Origin of the sequence: Agrobacterium sp. CMT1 (genome assembly GCF_037203725.1) — a bacterium.
GTDB lineage: Bacteria > Pseudomonadota > Alphaproteobacteria > Rhizobiales > Rhizobiaceae > Agrobacterium > Agrobacterium pusense.
In genome coordinates this window covers 941,720-958,113 of the sequence record NZ_JBBCAR010000007.1, presented here as the reverse complement: position 1 = coordinate 958,113, position 16,394 = coordinate 941,720, and the positions used below count along the sequence as shown (strand labels likewise).

The 16,394-nt window shown below is 58.9% G+C and carries 15 protein-coding genes and 1 pseudogene; 12 read left to right on the top strand and 4 right to left on the bottom strand.

Features of this window, described 5'->3' with window-relative positions:
- Window positions 1-96: 96 nt before the first annotated feature.
- The 10 genes from WA845_RS13000 (at window position 97) to WA845_RS12955 (ending at window position 10,949) form a co-directional block, all read left to right on the top strand.
- Complete coding sequence (locus tag WA845_RS13000; protein ID WP_112554251.1) at window positions 97-864, top strand: glucose 1-dehydrogenase; 768 nt, start codon at window positions 97-99, stop codon at window positions 862-864.
- A 282-nt stretch (window positions 865-1,146) separates the two neighbouring features.
- Window positions 1,147-2,277 (top strand): ATP-binding cassette domain-containing protein, encoded by a 1,131-nt coding sequence (locus WA845_RS12995; protein ID WP_112554249.1) that lies wholly within the window; start codon window positions 1,147-1,149, stop codon window positions 2,275-2,277.
- A 33-nt stretch (window positions 2,278-2,310) separates the two neighbouring features.
- Complete coding sequence (locus WA845_RS12990; RefSeq protein ID WP_063947077.1) at window positions 2,311-3,426, top strand: ABC transporter substrate-binding protein; 1,116 nt, start codon at window positions 2,311-2,313, stop codon at window positions 3,424-3,426.
- Between the two features lie 125 nt (window positions 3,427-3,551).
- On the top strand, window positions 3,552-4,496 hold the full coding sequence (locus WA845_RS12985; RefSeq protein ID WP_112554247.1) for an ABC transporter permease: 945 nt from the start codon (window positions 3,552-3,554) through the stop codon (window positions 4,494-4,496).
- Window positions 4,493-5,293, top strand: a complete 801-nt coding sequence (locus WA845_RS12980) for an ABC transporter permease (RefSeq protein WP_100911121.1) — start codon at window positions 4,493-4,495, stop codon at window positions 5,291-5,293. The genes WA845_RS12985 and WA845_RS12980 overlap by 4 nt, the downstream gene beginning before the upstream one ends.
- Before the next feature lie 37 nt (window positions 5,294-5,330).
- Entirely contained in the window at window positions 5,331-6,659 is a 1,329-nt protein-coding gene (hisD, locus tag WA845_RS12975; protein WP_107327328.1) for a histidinol dehydrogenase, read from the top strand.
- A gap of 3 nt (window positions 6,660-6,662) precedes the next feature.
- Window positions 6,663-7,676 carry an alcohol dehydrogenase catalytic domain-containing protein gene (locus WA845_RS12970; RefSeq protein WP_112554245.1) on the top strand — a complete coding sequence of 338 codons (1,014 nt, stop codon included), beginning with the start codon at window positions 6,663-6,665 and terminating at the stop codon, window positions 7,674-7,676.
- A 58-nt stretch (window positions 7,677-7,734) separates the two neighbouring features.
- Complete coding sequence (gene hutC, locus WA845_RS12965) at window positions 7,735-8,466, top strand: histidine utilization repressor (RefSeq protein WP_112554243.1); 732 nt, start codon at window positions 7,735-7,737, stop codon at window positions 8,464-8,466.
- 22 nt (window positions 8,467-8,488) lie between these two features.
- Window positions 8,489-9,781, top strand: a complete 1,293-nt coding sequence (locus WA845_RS12960) for a hypothetical protein (RefSeq protein WP_112554241.1) — start codon at window positions 8,489-8,491, stop codon at window positions 9,779-9,781.
- A 1-nt stretch (window position 9,782) separates the two neighbouring features.
- Complete coding sequence (locus WA845_RS12955) at window positions 9,783-10,949, top strand: alpha-hydroxy-acid oxidizing protein (protein WP_112554239.1); 1,167 nt, start codon at window positions 9,783-9,785, stop codon at window positions 10,947-10,949.
- A 181-nt stretch (window positions 10,950-11,130) separates the two neighbouring features.
- Here WA845_RS12955 and WA845_RS12950 read toward each other — a convergent pair whose 3' ends face one another.
- Window positions 11,131-12,087, bottom strand: a complete 957-nt coding sequence (locus WA845_RS12950) for a LysR family transcriptional regulator (protein WP_198647594.1) — start codon at window positions 12,085-12,087, stop codon at window positions 11,131-11,133.
- 159 nt (window positions 12,088-12,246) lie between these two features.
- Between WA845_RS12950 and WA845_RS12945 the strand changes: the two genes are divergently transcribed.
- Together WA845_RS12945 and WA845_RS12940 are read left to right on the top strand one after the other, a co-directional pair.
- Window positions 12,247-13,104 (top strand): SDR family oxidoreductase, encoded by an 858-nt coding sequence (locus WA845_RS12945; RefSeq protein WP_112554238.1) that lies wholly within the window; start codon window positions 12,247-12,249, stop codon window positions 13,102-13,104.
- Between the two features lie 110 nt (window positions 13,105-13,214).
- A complete protein-coding gene (locus WA845_RS12940) occupies window positions 13,215-13,586 on the top strand; it encodes a DUF1330 domain-containing protein (protein ID WP_100911129.1) in 372 nt (123 codons plus the stop codon).
- Window positions 13,587-13,802: 216 nt separating this feature from the next.
- Here the strand turns inward: WA845_RS12940 and WA845_RS12935 are convergent.
- The 3 genes and pseudogenes from WA845_RS12935 to WA845_RS12925 all read right to left on the bottom strand — a co-directional run.
- Window positions 13,803-14,357, bottom strand: a pseudogene (locus WA845_RS12935) (ATP-binding protein); the annotation flags it as partial.
- 24 nt (window positions 14,358-14,381) lie between these two features.
- Entirely contained in the window at window positions 14,382-15,296 is a 915-nt protein-coding gene (locus WA845_RS12930) for an SMP-30/gluconolactonase/LRE family protein (RefSeq protein WP_112554236.1), read from the bottom strand.
- A 56-nt stretch (window positions 15,297-15,352) separates the two neighbouring features.
- Window positions 15,353-16,387: an ABC transporter substrate-binding protein gene (locus tag WA845_RS12925; RefSeq protein ID WP_112554234.1), complete on the bottom strand. Its 1,035-nt coding sequence runs from the start codon at window positions 16,385-16,387 to the stop codon at window positions 15,353-15,355.
- Window positions 16,388-16,394: the final 7 nt, after the last annotated feature.

The window sequence follows — 16,394 nt, the reverse complement described above, 5'->3', positions numbered from 1 at the left end:
CAGTGATAAACCGGCAAATCTTATCCGTAAATATGTATAGACATTTTATGATGAAAATGATGTCATCGACAAGCTGAATAAATAAAGGGTGCCGCCATGACACAGCCGAATTTCGACCTCTCCGGCCGCCGCGCGCTCGTGACCGGCGCAAGTCGCGGCATCGGCCAGGCCATTGCGGTCGCCCTCGCGCAGGCGGGCGCCGATATTGCCATCACGGCGCGCACGATCGAGGCGCTCTCGGAAACGCATTCACGCATCGTTAATCTGGGCCGACGCTGCGTGGCGCTCACCCAGGACGTTCGCGACGTCGAGGCATGCGCTCGCGTGACGAAGGAAGCTGCCGACAAACTTGGTGGTCTCGACATCCTCATCAACAACGCTGGCTTCGAAAACGTCCGCGCTTCGTTCGATGTTGACGAAGCACTCTGGGAGTCGATCCTGTCGACAAACCTGAAGGGCGCATTCTTCTGCGCGCAGGCAGCCGGCCGCATCATGGCCGAAACAGGCGGGGGCGTGATCGTCAACCTCTGCTCGCTGACATCTTATGTCGGCATCCCAACGGCCGCCCCTTACGGCGCCTCGAAGTCCGGCCTGCTCGGCATAACCCATGCCCTTGCGAGTGAATGGGCGGCGCATGACATCCGGGTAAACGCCATTGCCCCGGGATATTTTCGCACAGCTATGACGGAGGTTTTCTATGAAAATGACGACTGGCAGTCGCGGATGCTGGAGAAGATCCCGCAACGGCGCTTCGGCAAGGAGAGTGACATTGGCGGCGTTGCCGTTTTCCTCTGCAGCGACGCGGCCGCCTATATTACAGGCCACTGCATTCCGGTGGACGGCGGCTATCTGGCCTCGATCTGACGTCGATAAACAAACGAATGCCAAATAGTACCGAATAGAGGTCTTCGACGCTTGTCATTCGACGCGATGAGAAACAAAGTCGCAGAGTTGACCGCTAAACATTTTCGCATCTGCACAAATATTGCGCAACAAAATTTCAGGCGAAAAATTACGCAAATTCGGTTGACGCTAGTTGTACGTATATGTATATACAAGTACATATAACTCGGCCACATACCGCTGAAGGCGCACAGGTAGCTTTGAGGGGATTTCCCACCATCAAAGCGCGACAGGAGAAATCTCATGGGGGCAGCAGAACTTCGTTCGGTCGATCCTTCCGCTGACCTCATCGCAGTGTCCGTCAGGGACGTGGGAATGTCCTTCGGCAATGTTCACGCCGTCAGGCAGGCCTCGTTTGATCTTCCCAAGGGCCGTTTCCTGACCATCCTCGGCCCTTCCGGTTCGGGCAAGACGACGCTGCTGCGGATGATTGCCGGCTTTGATCGCCCGACCAGCGGCGAAATATTCATCAACGGGCAGCCGGTCAGTGCCGTGCCACCACACCAGCGCGCGATCGGTATGGTGTTCCAGAAGCTCGCGCTTTTTCCGCACATGACCGCCGCCGAAAACGTCGCCTTTCCCCTGAAGATGCGCCGACATGATGCCCGCACCATTCCCGAGAAGGTCGAGCGTTATCTCGACCTCGTACGCCTCGGCGGTTACGGTGACCGCCGCATCAACGAACTCTCGGGCGGCCAGCAACAGCGTGTCGCCATTGCCCGGGCCCTGGTGTTCGAACCGGATCTGCTTTTGCTCGACGAGCCGCTCGCGGCACTTGACCGCAAGCTGCGCGAGGAAATGCAGTTGGAGTTCCGCCGTATTCAGAAGGAACTCGGCGTCACCACCATCAACGTTACTCACGACCAGCGCGAGGCATTGGTGGTGTCAGACGAGGTCATCGTGATGAACGGCGGCGAAATCCAGCAAAAGGCACGGCCGGTGGAAACCTATCGCGCGCCCTCGAATGCCTTCGTCGCAAACTTCATCGGCGTCACCAACTTCATCGAAGGCAAGGTTGCCGAAGTCACACCAACCAATGTCACGATCACGGCGGCGGGCATCAACCTTGTCGGCGTCGCTTCGGACGAAAATCTCGCCGTCGGCGCGGCTTGTGCCGGGGCCGTTCGGGCAGAGCAAATTCGCATCGCCTCGGCCAATGGCCGCCTCGAAGGCCTTTCGACCGTGGTCGAGGCCAAGGTCGAAGACTGCATTTTCGAAGGCGAGCGCGTGGTTTATGAAATTCGGGTCCAGGCTCTCGGAGGCGTCGTAATGCGCGTGTTCGATCACGATCCGGAATCACATCTGCAATTCGCTCCGGGCGACGACGTTCGACTGGGCTGGAATGCACGGGATATGCATATCTTTCAAAAATGACCCCCAGAAGGTCGGACCAGAGGAGAATGTTCAATGTCGCATGATAAATTTCTGACCGCCCAGCTCCGCCGTCGCACGTTGCTGGCGTCGTTCTCCGCAGCCGGCGCTTATGCCGGACTATCGACGCTCGGCGTCAGCCGCGCCTTTGCGCAGGAGCCGGAAAAACCAGCCGAAATCATCGTTCGCGCCTGGGGCGGCAGTTGGGTGGATGCGCTGAAGGCAGGTGTCTCCGACAGCTTCACCAAGGCAACCGGCATCGCGGTGCGCCACGACCTGACCGAGGATAACGAGATCCAGCCGAAGGTCTGGGCCGCCGTCGCCCAGAAGCGCGTTCCGCCGATCCATATCAACTGGGACACCACGACTAATGCCACGAAGTCGGCGCTGCGTGGCGTCACCGAAGACCTCTCGGACCTGCCCAATCTCAAGAACGCCACCGATCTTGCCAAGCCGGTCGGTCTCGATGGCTATCCGATCGTCAATACTTATGGCTACGTCTATGTGCTGGCCTACCGCCCTTCGGCGTTTCCGAACGGAGCTCCGAAGTCCTGGAAGGACCTTCTCGACCCGAAGCTGAAGGGCCGTATCGCGCTCTATAATGACGGCATTGGCTTCCATTTCCCGGCGCAGGTCGCAGGTGGCGGCAAGCTCGAAGACATTCCCGGTAACATGCAACCCGCCTGGGACTTCATTTCGAAGATCAAGGCGCAGCAGCCGCTGCTGGGCGAAGACCCAGATTTCACCACCTGGTTTCAGAAAGGCGAAATCGACGCTGCCTGCACCATTTCGACCAATGCCCGCGAAGCCAAGAAGAACGGCATCGAGATCGCATGGGTGGTTCCGGAAGAAGGTGCGAAATTCGATACCGACGGCCTGTGGATTCCGAAGGGCCTGCCGGAGAACGAACTCTACTGGGCGAAGCAGTACATCAACCACGCCCTGACCCAGGAAGCCCAGCAGGTCTGGCTTGATGGCCTCGGACTTCCCGGCGTCATTCCGGGCGTCAAACCGCCGGCCGACCTCGTGGGCGACCCGTCCTATCCTACGACCGAAGAAGAGTTCAAACACCTGATCCGGGTTTCGTCCAAGATCCAGGTCGAAAACGAGAGCCAGTGGTTCGCCAAGTTCAAGGAAATCATGCAGGGCTGAAGCCCTGTCCCGCCCGTCGCGTCGTTCAGGTGACGGCGGGCATTCCACTTGAGGTTAAGAGGTAACGCGGTCTCTTTGGCAAATGCGCCATAGCCTTTGCCGGGACCGCTCGAGGATCGGTATTCATGCGCGCTTCCCGTGTCGCATATCCCCTGACGTGGCGCGTCATGGATATGCTCGAACGATTTGCGGCCATTTTCTGGCCTTCCAGCTTCAAGAAGGGTTTGCCCTATCTGATGCTGCTGCCGGCCATCGTGCTGGTTGGCCTTCTGGTCCTCGGCCTCATACAGATCGGCGATACGAGTCTTCGGACATTGGACACGAATACGTTTCTGATGTCTGAGACCTATACGCTCGCCAATTACCAGCGGGCGCTCACGGAAAAGTTCTTTGCCACCGTCGCGGGCCGCAGCCTTATAGGCTCGCTCATCGTTACCGTCATCACGCTGATATTCGCCTTCCCTTACGCCTATCTCATGGTGCGCACGTCCTCCTCGGCGCTGCGCAAATTCCTGCTGGTTGCGCTGTTCCTGCCTTTCTTCATCGGTCAGGTAGTACGCGCCTATGGCTGGCTGATCATTCTCGGCAACCAGGGCATGGTCAACGAGGCTCTCGGCCTGGTCGGTGTCTCACCGATACGCCTTCTCTATAACTACCCGGCTGTTCTGTTCGGCCTTGTTCAATACATGCTGCCCTTCGCTGTTTTGATGCTGGCACCTGCCCTGACCGCCATTCCGGCGGAACTCGAGGCCGCCGCCGCCTCCCTCGGCGCCAGCTGGCTTCGCACCTTCCGTCATGTCGTCCTGCCGCTTTCGCGCCCCGGCCTCGTCGGAGCCGGTCTTGTCGTAGTCACGCTCTCCCTTACGGACTTTGCCATTCCCGCGATCCTTGGCGGGGGGACGCAGGATTTTATCGCTAACGCGATCTACGACCAGTTCTTCCGCACCTCCGACCAAGGCCTCGGCGCGACACTCTCGCTGCTGCTCGTCGCGGTTGGCTCCATTCTCGTCGGTGTCGTCTTCATGGTCTTCGGTGCAGGCACGCTTGCCATGGGGGGCGACCGCAAATGACCGGCAGCCGCAGCAAATCCATCGTCATCTGGGCCTTCGTCTCCACCGCGCTCCTCATGTTGTCGGCACCCACCATCGTGGTTCTCGGTGCCTCGTTTACTTCCGGAAACATCATCACCTTCCCGCCGGACGGGTTTTCATTGCAATGGTATAGCAAGATCGCCCACGCCACCGATCTGCGCCAGGCCTTCTTCCGCTCACTGATCGTCGCGGCGATCTGCACCCTGGTATCCATTCCCGTCGGCACGCTCGCCGGTATTGCGCTCGCCAAATATCGGGTACGGTTTGCCCGCTCCATCCAGATCTATCTGCTGCTTCCCTTCACGATTCCGCTGATCGGTTCCGGCATCGGCATGATGCTCGCCTTTGGACAGATGGGTGTGCTTGGCAAGCTATGGCCCGTCGGCATCGCCTGCTCGGTCATCAACCTGCCCTTCATGATCTGGGCGGTGACGGCAAGCGCCAGCAACCTGTCGCCGGATCTGGAACTTGCGGCCGCAAATTGCGGTGCGCCACCCTTGCAGCGTTTCCTATACATCACGCTTCCCGCCGTCCTGCCGGGCGTGATCACCGGCTCTCTATTGATGTTCATTCTGGCGTTGAATGAGTTCCTCGTAAGCCTGCTTCTGGTAGACGCGCGAAGCGTCACACTGCCGGTCCAGATCTACAACTCCATCCGCTCGATCATCACACCGGACCTTGCCGCCATTTCCGTGGTGTTCATCGCCTGCGCCGGGATCGCGATCGCGCTGCTCGACCGCCTCGTCGGCCTCGACATCTTCCTGAAATCGAAGTGACCAATCGGCCGTATGGCCAGCTATCAAGGACAAGACGATGACATCAGTGTCTTTCTACGACTATTCCAAGCTCGATGCCGATGAGAAGGCCGCCCTGCTGCGCCGTTCGGAAAGCGACATCTCGAGCTTCATCGAAAAGGTTGCCCCAATCCTCGAAGCCGTTCGCACCGAAGGCGACAGTGCACTGGCTCGCTTCGGTCGCGAACTCGACAAGGCCGACGTGACCGAAACCAATCTCAAAGTCACCGAAGCCGAATTCGACGCGGCCTTCAAGCTGGTTGATGCAAGCGTCATCGAATCCATCCAGTTCGGCATCGACAATATCCGCCATTTCCACGAGGAGCAGAAGCCGGAAGCCATGTGGCTGAAGGAAATTCGCCCCGGTGCCTTTGCGGGTGATCGCTTCACGCCGATCCAGTCCGTAGCGCTCTATGTTCCACGCGGCAAGGGATCCTTTCCGTCTGTCACCATGATGACCTCTGTGCCCGCGGTCGTTGCCGGCGTTCCGAACCTTGCCATCGTCACACCGCCGGCGCCCGATGGCTCGGTCGATGCGGCCACACTGGTTGCCGCGCGCCTCGCCGGCGTGGATACCGTCTACAAGGTAGGCGGCGCCCAGGCGGTGGCCGCCGTCGCTTACGGTACGCAGACCGTGAAGCCGGCGCTCAAGATCGTTGGTCCGGGAAGCCCATGGGTCGTCGCCGCCAAGCGTTCGCTGTCCGGCGTCATCGATACCGGCCTGCCGGCCGGTCCTTCGGAAGTCATGATCCTCGCTGACGATACGGTCCATGGCGGCCTCGCCGCGCTTGACCTGCTGATCGAAGCGGAACACGGCCCCGATTCCTCGGCCTATCTCGTCACCCATAGCCGGCGCGTCGTTGAAGAGGCGATCGCGGCCCTGCCCGAACACTGGGCCAAAATGTCGGAGCAGCGCGTCGCTTTCTCCAAGACCGTTCTCACCGGCAAGACCGGCGGTATCGTCCTGACGTCCTCGATTGAGGAGAGCTACGCGTTCGTCAATGCCTATGCGCCGGAACATCTTGAATTACTGTCGGAAGAACCGTTCATCCATCTCGGACATATCACCGAAGCCTCCGAAATTCTGATGGGCACCCACACGCCGGTCAGCATTGCCAATTTCTCGCTCGGCCCGAACGCCGTGCTACCGACCAGCCGCTGGGCACGTACCTTCGGGCCGCTTTCGGTGACCGACTTCGTCAAGCGCAGCTCGATCGGCTATGTCACGCCGCCAGCCTATCCGGAATTCGCCAGACATTCCCATAACCTCGCTCTTTACGAAGGCTTCTCCTCGCATGCGCTCGCGGTTTCTCCGGTGCGCGACGCCTATCTGAAAAAGGGTGCCTGATCCATGAAGGCGGTGCGGCTTCACGATGCGAACGACCTGCGTGTGGAAGAGATGGCCTCCCCATCTTCGCCGCCGGCAGGCTTCGTCAATCTGCAAGTCAGGGCAGCGGGGATTTGTGGTTCCGATCTGCACAATTACCGCACCGGACAATGGATTTCCCGTCGTCCGTCCACCGCCGGTCACGAATTCTGCGGGCGCATCACGGCGATCGGCGACGGTGTGACTGATTTTGCGATCGGCGATGTCGTTTCATCAGACTCGCGCATGTGGTGCGGCCTCTGCCCGGCCTGTTCGAGTGGCCGCACCAATGTGTGTGAAAACCTGGGCTTTGTCGGCGAAGTATGCGACGGCGGTTTTGCCGATGAGGTGCAGGTGCCGGCCAAGCTGCTGGTCGGCCACGATCCGCAACTCTCGCCACATATCGCTGCCATGGCAGAACCGCTCGCCGTGGCGCTGCACGCGGTACGCCGCCTTGCTGTTCCCAGGGGGGAGCCGGTGCTCGTCGTCGGCTGCGGCACGATCGGCGGGCTGAGCGCTCTCATCCTCTCCCGCCTGCACGACGGCCCGGTTCTGCTCGCCGACCTGAATGCGGAGCGAGCCCGACGCGTCAGTGACGTGACAGGTGGCAAGATCGTAACACTCGACAAGGCTGTGATAGACGCCGCGCTTTCGGGTGACCGCCTTCGTTATGCGCTTGACGCCACCGGCAGCATTCAGGCGATAGGCCGGGCCGTAGGCCTCCTTTCCGGCGGCGGCGGTCTGGCGCTTGTCGGCATCAGCCACGGCAAGCTTGATTTCGATCCCAATATTCTTGTCGAGCGCGAAATTTCACTGATCGGTTGCCACGCCTTTTGCAACGAACTGCCGGAGGCAACGGCGCTGCTGACAGAGCTCGCGCCGGCTCTCCACCGCTTTATCGAGGTGCTGCCCTCACTCGATGATGTCCCCGCCGCCTATGACCGGTTGCTGCGGGGTGAAAGCAGCGCTTTGAAGACGATAATAGACGTGTCGAAATAGGTCTGACACGTCACTTCAACAATGCCGGCGCAGCGACGCGGAGGCGGAGACAGTGACCATGACTGCACTTTCAGATTCCGCCTCGCCACTCTACGAGAAGGTGAAGGACTTCGTTCTCGGCAACATTGGCAGCGGCAAATGGGCGCGCAACAGCCGGTTGCCTTCGGAGCACGAGCTGGTTTCGACGCTCGGCGTTTCGCGCATGACAGTCAACCGCGCACTTCGGGAGCTCACCTCGGAAGGGCATCTGCGCCGCATCCAGGGCGTGGGCACATTTGTCGCGCCGCCAAAACCGCAATCGACGCTGATCGAGATCAGCAACATCATGACCGAAATCAGGGCCCGTGGCGGTCGCCACCGCGCCGAGGTTGTCGTGCTGGAACGCATCGTCCGGCCGGAGCCTGAACTCCTGCTTGCCTTTGAGTTCGATATCAGCCGACCGGTGGACCATTCGGTCGTCATTCATTTTGAAAACGATCTGCCGGTGCAGCTCGAGGAACGCTACGTCAACCCCAGCCTCGTTTCAGGCTATGTCGAGCAGGACTTTACCACGGCGGCAACCTACGACTATCTCCAGAATGCAACGCCGCTCACCGAAGTCGAGCACCTGATCAGCGCTCTGCCGGCCAGCGAGGCCCATGCGCGCCTGTTGCAGATCCGCGTTGGCGACAGCTGTCTCGTCCTGCACCGCAAGACCTGGACGGGCCCGATCGTCGCGACCGTCAATACGCTTACCTATGTCGGCAGCCGCTACTCGCTTGGAAGCCGCTATCTGCACGGCAGCAAATAAGACAACATCCGGAACAATTGCCATGACCCAGCCCGCCAGCCGCACCGCGGAAATCCGAAAAATCGCCAAGGCCGCCGATGGCAGAGCGGAAAAAATGCTTGCCGACTTGCTGCGTGACCTTTTCAGCATCGAAGCAAGGAATGTGGCGATCAATCAGGATCAGTACAGTCTCAATTCCCTCAATGGCTTCTTCGAAACTGACGAGGGTCAGTTCTTCTTCAAGTTCCATCAGGAGGAGGGCGAAGAGGCAATGAGCGGAGAATATTACCGCGCCGATATTCTCGCCCGCGCAGGTCTGCCGGTCGACCAGCCGTTGCTCATGTCCGTGCTGCCGGGTGAACAGATCCTCGTCTATCGCCGCCGCAGCGACCCGCGTTTTTCCGACGTGTTGCGCGCGCTGGACCTCAAGGACGACCCGGCAGCCCGCGCAAAGGCGGTGGAGGCCGAGCGCAGGCTGAATGAGGCGGTTCTGAAAGTGTATCTGGAAACGCTGCACGTTGTCACGCCCACAGAAGTGTCAGCCGAGCCGGTTCATCGATTGTTCTATGAGCGCCTGATCGATCCCCTCACTGGCATCTATCCCGGTGGCAGACTGGCAAATTTCTATGTTGGCAAGACGTTCGAACTGCCGGGCATGACCCTGGATTGGCGAACCCTCTCCGGGCTTCGCTTCTGCGTTAACGGCATCGCGTATCGCGACGGTTTCGCAGCGCTTTTCGACGAGGCGCATGAACGGCTGAACCCAGCGAAACTCGCCGATGCCGGGGGGGTTACCGCCCATGGCGACGCCCATAACGCCAATGTCTGGTATGAGGACAACGGCAGCGACGCCCGCCTCTCCTTCTTCGACCCCGCTTTCGCCGGTGAGAATATCCCGACGCTCCTCGCGGAAGTGAAGACGACGTTTCACAACATCCTCGCCCATCCGCTCTGGCTATATGACCCGGCTCTTGCTGGAGAGCGCTATTCGGCAAGCGTCACGCTCGATGACGACATGCTTCGGATCACCACCAATTACGAGCCGAGTAAGGTCCGGCGCGAACTTCTTGCCGTAAAGGGCGAGGTCATGTGGAGGCCGCTTCTTGCCGAGCTGAAGGCGCGCGGCATGCTTCCCGCTGACTGGCGCCGGGTGGTCCGCCTCGGCCTCTTCCTGTGTCCAACACTGGTGATGAACCTTCGTGCGGGTGCGACGAGCCATAATCCGGCATCATCCCTGATTGGCCTGTCGAGTGCAGTCTTGGCTGGAAGCGAACCTGTTGAGGGCGAGGATGCCTTGTCTCGCTTCTTTGATGCGATTGATCCGGAGCGAGGCTGAGATGAAGCCGGTAAATGTCTCTGATTATCGCGAACTCGCACGCCGTCGATTGCCGAAGATCTTCTTCGACTACATTGACGGCGGATCGTTCGACGAAGTTACGATGCAAGCCAACCGCGCAGACTTCGGCGATTTTGAGCTCAAGCAGCATGTACTGGTGGAACCAAAGCAGCAGGACCTTTCAGCCTCCTATCTAGGCATGCGCCACCCTCTACCCTTCATGCTGGGCCCGGTCGGATTTCTTGGTCTTTATACGGGCAATGGCGAGATAAAAGCGGTTCGCGCCGCCCATGCCGCCAATATACCCTTCTGCCTCTCGACCTTCTCCATTGCGTCGCTTACCGACCTCCGGGCCCAGACCAAAGGACCGTTGCACTTCCAGCTCTATGTGCTCGAGGACCGCACGCTCTGCGAGGAGCTCCTCGTCGCTGCGGAACAGGCAGGCGTTGATACCCTGTTCGTCACTGTCGACACAGCGATTACCGGCATCCGTGAACGCGACGTGCGCAACGGCTTCCGTTCGCTGACGCGAATGACCCCGGGCCTCTTCGCCCGTCTGTCCCTTCGCCCGCGCTGGTTGGCGGAAATGGCACTCGGTGGGATGCCTTCGGTACGCGCGATTGACCATCGTCCGGAGTTCGGCCGCGGCGCACTGGAGCAGGCGACAAATCTGTCACGCGGCATCGATAAGACGCTCTCCTGGAAAGATCTCTCGTGGCTGCGCGAACGCTGGACGGGAAAGCTGGTCGTCAAGGGCGTACTTTCGGCCGACGATGCCGTGAAGGCGCGCGGCATCGGCTGCGACGGCGTCGTGATTTCAAACCACGGGGGGCGTCAGCTGGACGGTGCATCCAGCACGATCCGCTCCCTGACCGGCATTCGCGCATCCGTCGGTCCAGACTTCTGCCTGATGCTGGATGGCGGCATTCGCCGCGGTACAGACATCATCAAGGCGATCGGTCTCGGAGCCGATGGCGTAATGCTTGGCCGCGCCTATGCCTACGGGCTGTCCGCTGCGGGAGAGCACGGCGTCGCCAGCGTGATCGCCATCCTCGAAAAGGAAGTCTCCGTCAGCCTGGCGCTCATGGGGATTGCTTCTATCGATGAATTGAAGGCACGCGGCCATGACGTTGTTATTGCGCGAGGCAACTCTATGGCCCTCAATTAGCAGAATTCATCTGGCGCAGACTGGGTGATACTCAATATGGCTGTCATGGCTCGTATCACCCGATCGCAACGCTCGCCGCACCAACCGGCCGCCTGTCAAGAAATACTCGTCTCAGGCCAGCCATCATCTATCAATCCGGAGATCGAATGATACTCTCGTCCATGACTTGAATCTTGCCCGACTAGCGATTGACACCCAATTCAGAGAAAGCTTCGTGCGAGGCTCGCGTCAGTTCGACGATGAAATCCTGCACGATGTGTACACGTGAAGGCGTGTGACGTTTGTCGATCCTCACGGCGTAGAGCGGGACTTCACCGCTACGCCAATTGCCTAAAACCTCGGTCACAACACTTTGCTTCCAGTCCTCTATACCGACCCACGCTGGCGCATAGCCTATACCAACTCCAGAGCGGATCATGTCCCACGCAGCTTCTGGATCATCGAACACATGTCGCGCCTTAGGCTGGTGACGGATCGTTTTTCCGTCCACCGGGCTACGGAAACGCCAGCTTTCGACCTGCCCATTTACCCGATTGCGCAAACCAATAAGATCGTGGCTGGCTAGATCAGACGGAGTGACCGGCCGTCCATGAGCGCTGATGTAGTCGGGCGTCGCGCACACGATCCACGGAAACGTACAAAGTTGGCGAACGAAGTGACCGGGCAGTCCTGACACGTCTCCACCTCCGATAGCAATATCGATCCCGCGCACTGCCATGTTGAGGAAATCGGCGCTGAATTCGATCTCTACCGAAATACTTGGGTTCGCACGGAGAAACTCCGGCAGGCGAGGCAGAATGCATCTCTTGGCAAATGAAGGAGGTGCGCTGATACGGACACGCCCCACAGCTCCTTGATGGCCAACTTCACCGATGGCGTCACGGGCTTCTTCCAGATCGCTCAGGAGCTTGATGCCGATAGCCAGTAGACGGTCCCCTTCGGGCGTCGTCGATAGAGAGTGCGTCGTCCTGTTGAGAAGTCTTACCCCGTGCGCCTGTTCCAGCCGACTGACCGATTTGGACATCGCGGAGGTAGAGCTGTTCGACCGCCGCGCTGCTTCCGAAAACGACCCGGCTTCGACGATGCGAGTAAACCAGAGGAGTTGGAGTAGATCGGAAGACAAGGGCGGTATTGACATGCAGTCAACACTACCATGGCGGCATTCTGGGTTCAACCCGATCCCGATCGCGGCGATAAGTGACCATCGAAGGCAATCGGACGGCATCGATGTACACCGATCATCCTTCGCCCCTGCGTCAGCGGAGAGCTGCCAGGCCACCTTACCGGAGAAATTCAGATGGCTAAGACATGGTTTATTACTGGCACCTCTTCCGGCTTCGGCCGCGCTCTGGTTGAGCAGCTCCTCGCCCGGGGCGACCGGGTCGTCGGTACTGTACGCAAGGTCGCAGCGATGGATGACCTGAAGGCGCGCTACGGTGACCAGCTTTCGGTGGCAAGTCTGGACGTCACCGATATCAATGGGATCCGCAACGTTGTTCGTTCCGCATTCGAGGAGGTCGAACACATCGACGTGGTCGTAAACAATGCGGGATACGGCTTGTCGGGCGCTGCTGAGGAATTGACGGACGACCAGATTCGCCTCCAGATCGACACCAACCTGATCGGTTCCATCCAGGTCATTCGTGCTGTCATCCCTCATCTGCGTCATCAGGGTGGCGGTCGCATTCTCCAGCTCGCATCCATGGGTGGCCAAATCGCCATACCCAACCTCAGCGTCTACCATGCGACAAAGTGGGCGGTCGAAGGCTTCATGGAATCCGTTGCGCAGGAAGTCGCCCCTTTCGGCATCGAAGTCACCATCGTCGAACCAGGTCTGGCACGGACGAACTTCATGGGGGGCAGCATGGTGTCTGGACGGCCGATGGAAATTTACGACGGTACGCCGGTCGGAGACTTCCGTCGCGCCGTTGCAGAAGGTCTGGTCCCGAACAATGGCGATCCGGTCAAAATGGCGAACGCCATGATTGACTCCGTTTACGCGAACCCCGCGCCTCTCCGTCTGGCTCTCGGAAGCGATGCTTATTTCGCCATTCGCGGTGTACTTGTCAGTCGCCTCGCCTCGCTCGACGCTCAAAAGGCAATAGCCCTCTCCACCAACGTTGAAGAGGTGGGATCGTTGCAAAACGTCGCCTGAGCAGCAAGCACCGATAACATCGTCATCACTGCACGGTGATGATTCAGTACCGTGGGTCACAACGTCTCAAATGACTTGGCCTATCGGACACAAGACTAGAGGAAGATCGAATGGTTGCGTTTTCACCCACTGCGTTCGCTGAGTTCTTGAACGCCAAAGATGACAAAGCCGTCGTCATGTTGAACCTTCTAAGGTTCGATCCCGATGGTGGCCGCGAGAGGCATCTCGAATATCTGAAAATGGCTGAACCGATACTGGCGCGCTTCGGAGCAAAGATTTTGTTTCGTGGCAATGGTCTACCAGTACTCACGGACGGTGACACGCGCATGTGGGATGCGGTATTACTCGTTCAGTATCCGGGGAGAGCTGCGTTTAAGGCGATGGTTGACGATGAAGAGTATCAACGCGCGTTCCAGGTCGGCGCATCGTCACTTGCCGATATCGTCCTCCAGCCGCTGACGATAGCTGCCGAGCTTACTTGATGCCGCGCGCCTCCAAGGCGGCAATGCTTAGTCGGCGGGGAGGTTCCTTCCCGCCGCCCGAAACCGGATGGTTAGGGATGGGAGACGACCGCTTTGGTCCAAACGCAGACATTCTGAACCGCAAAGCTCTTGAAGGGAATCGAACCTAATTCCCATTTTTCCGCCGGACTTCCAGGACCGCTCGCGCGTCTGGAGCCTAGTGAGAATTCCCAGGCGCTAATGCCACAACGCCGAAATTGGAACCGCCGATAATCGTTCTCCAAATGGAATTACCTTGTGGTGGTCGTAAAGGACCATGCCTGATACGAAGCGCTCTCCGCATTCTTCGGCCAAAATTCGTAAGCCAGAGAAATCGGAATTTGTGACGGATGCTGCGGCTTTTATCCCGATGCCGACAATCCGCCCTCGCCTGTCTTCAACGACAATATCGACTTCATTCTGCTGCTTGTCTCGGAAATGCGAAAACTCAAATCGTGTATGTGCGGCACTGGCGAGTTTGAGTATCTCCCCAAAAATGAAAGTCTCAAGCAACGCTCCGAACTGCCCTCTGTCGTGCCGCATTCTCTCGAGAGACAGGTCACGAAGAGATGCGAGCAGACCAGAATCGAGGAAATGTATTTTAGGGGTTTTGGTCAAGCGCTTTAGTTTGTTCGAAAACCAAGGTTGAACGGTTCGGGCGAGGAAGAGGCTCTCGAATATACCGACGTATTTCTGGGTTGTGACGTGGTTCATCCCGATGGGGGCGCCGATTCCGGAGTAGTTCACGAGTTGTCCCGAATGCTCAGTGGGCTGGTCTCAACGAGGGAGCGCGATACCCTTGTGCTCGGTACCCGCGCGCAGGATAGAACCGGTTGCCGACTCGGTAATAAATAGTTCGCTGTTGCCGTACCCACCGAAAGCAATATTGGTACAGGTCTTGCCAGCGGAGCTTTCTATGACCTGGATGCATTCTCCGCTAGGTGCAAACATCAAGACGGCGCCAAGCGACGCATGAGCAACGAAGAGGCTGCCGTCCTCACTCATCGCAAGCCCGTCGGGACCACTGGTGCCAAACATCTGGCAGAAGCGCCCAACCTTCGACACCGATCCATCCCGCATCAAGGGTGCGCGCCAGACGGAATTGTCGCGGGTCATCGCGACGAACAGCACCTTCTCGTCGGGGCTGAGTACAAGGCCATTGGGACTTGGGAGATTATCCATTAAACAGTCGAGACGGCCGCAGGGAGACAATCGAAACACGCGTCCGGTGGGTGAATGCAGGCCGGATTGGCCCTGGTCGGTAAAATAAATATCGCCGTTGGAGGCGATCGCCAGATCATTCAGCCCCTTGAAAGCCTCAGAATTGCGATGCGCCAGAACTTCGGTGACCTTACCCGTTTCCGGATCGAAGTGAAGGAGGCCCCGGCGATAGTCCGCAACCAGGACCCGGCCGTCCTGATGAAACTTCAGGCCATTCGGCTGGCCGTCATATTCGGCAGCCAGCACCCACTCGCCCCTGGGCGAAATCCGAAAAATCCGGCCGTGCGGGATATCAACGATGTAGAGATTGCCATCGCTGTCGAAAGCAGGACCCTCAATGAAGCAGTCTACGGGGTGGCCTTGCTTGTTCGCATCTCCCCAGGCGGACCTGATCCCCGTCTTGCGAAATTCGCCCGGCATGGTCGTAAATATTTCGGATGCGATGGCAACCGGCGGATTGAAGAGAAACATCGTGATGCTCCGGAGAGGCGCCGCGGCGGGCCTACCCCGCCACGGTTTGGTGAAGTTTATTTCAACCGCTTGGCGGCTTCCTCGGCAAAGCGATTGGTGTAGGTCTGCGTCAGGTCGATATCGGCATTCTTCACGTCGTCGGTATAGGCACTGACGATGCCGTAATTGATCTTGACGCTATCGGGGATCGTCATCCCGTCGGTCGAGAACATCTGCTTCGACGCGTCCATGATCGCAATGTTCAGATCGCGCTGGTTCGGAAGTTTCCAGGTATCGGGAAGTGCGTCGACGATCTCGGCCGAGGGCTTGTCATGGATGAAACGCAAGGTGGAGACGAAGGCGTCGACCAGGCGCTGGATCGTCTCAGGGTTCTTGTCGATGAAGTCCTTGGTGGCATAGAGGCAGGCGAAGGGCGAGACCGAGCCACCGAACGCTTTCATATTGCCTTCCGGCGTGCGGGCATCGAACAGCACCTTGACCGCCTTCTTCTGCTCCAGGATTGTCGCAACCGGGTCCCAGTAAATAAGCGCATCGACATTGCCCTGCTCCAGCGCCACCATGCCAGGCGTGCCGCTGCCCACTGCTATGATCTGCGCATCCGTCGGTTTCAGACCATTGCGCTGCAGATAGTAGCGAATGGCCATGTCGGTGCTAGAACCGGGCGTCGTGATGCCGATCTTCAGACCTTTAAGGTCGGCCCCCGAATTGATCTTGTCGGCGAGCGCTGCGCGAACGGCGAGAGAATTGCCGGGAAGCGTATTGAACTGGACGACGCATTGGACGAACTTGCCCTTGGCCTGCATCTGGATCGTGTGGTCATAGGCGCCCACGACCACATCGACGGAACCGCCGATCAGGGCCTGCAGCGCCTTCGAGCCGCCAGCCTTGAAGTTTTCGACGGTGACGTTGAGCCCCTCCTTTTTGAAGGCACCTGTTGCATCGGCCAGACCAACCGGCATGTAGCTCATGATCACCGATCCGACTGCAAGGGAAATGTCTTTCTTTTCGGGTTCGGCGGCGCGCGCCTGCGCGAATAACAGCGACAGGGCGAGGCAGGCTGTTCCGGTGAGGGCTGCAATACGTGATTTCATTTTGGTT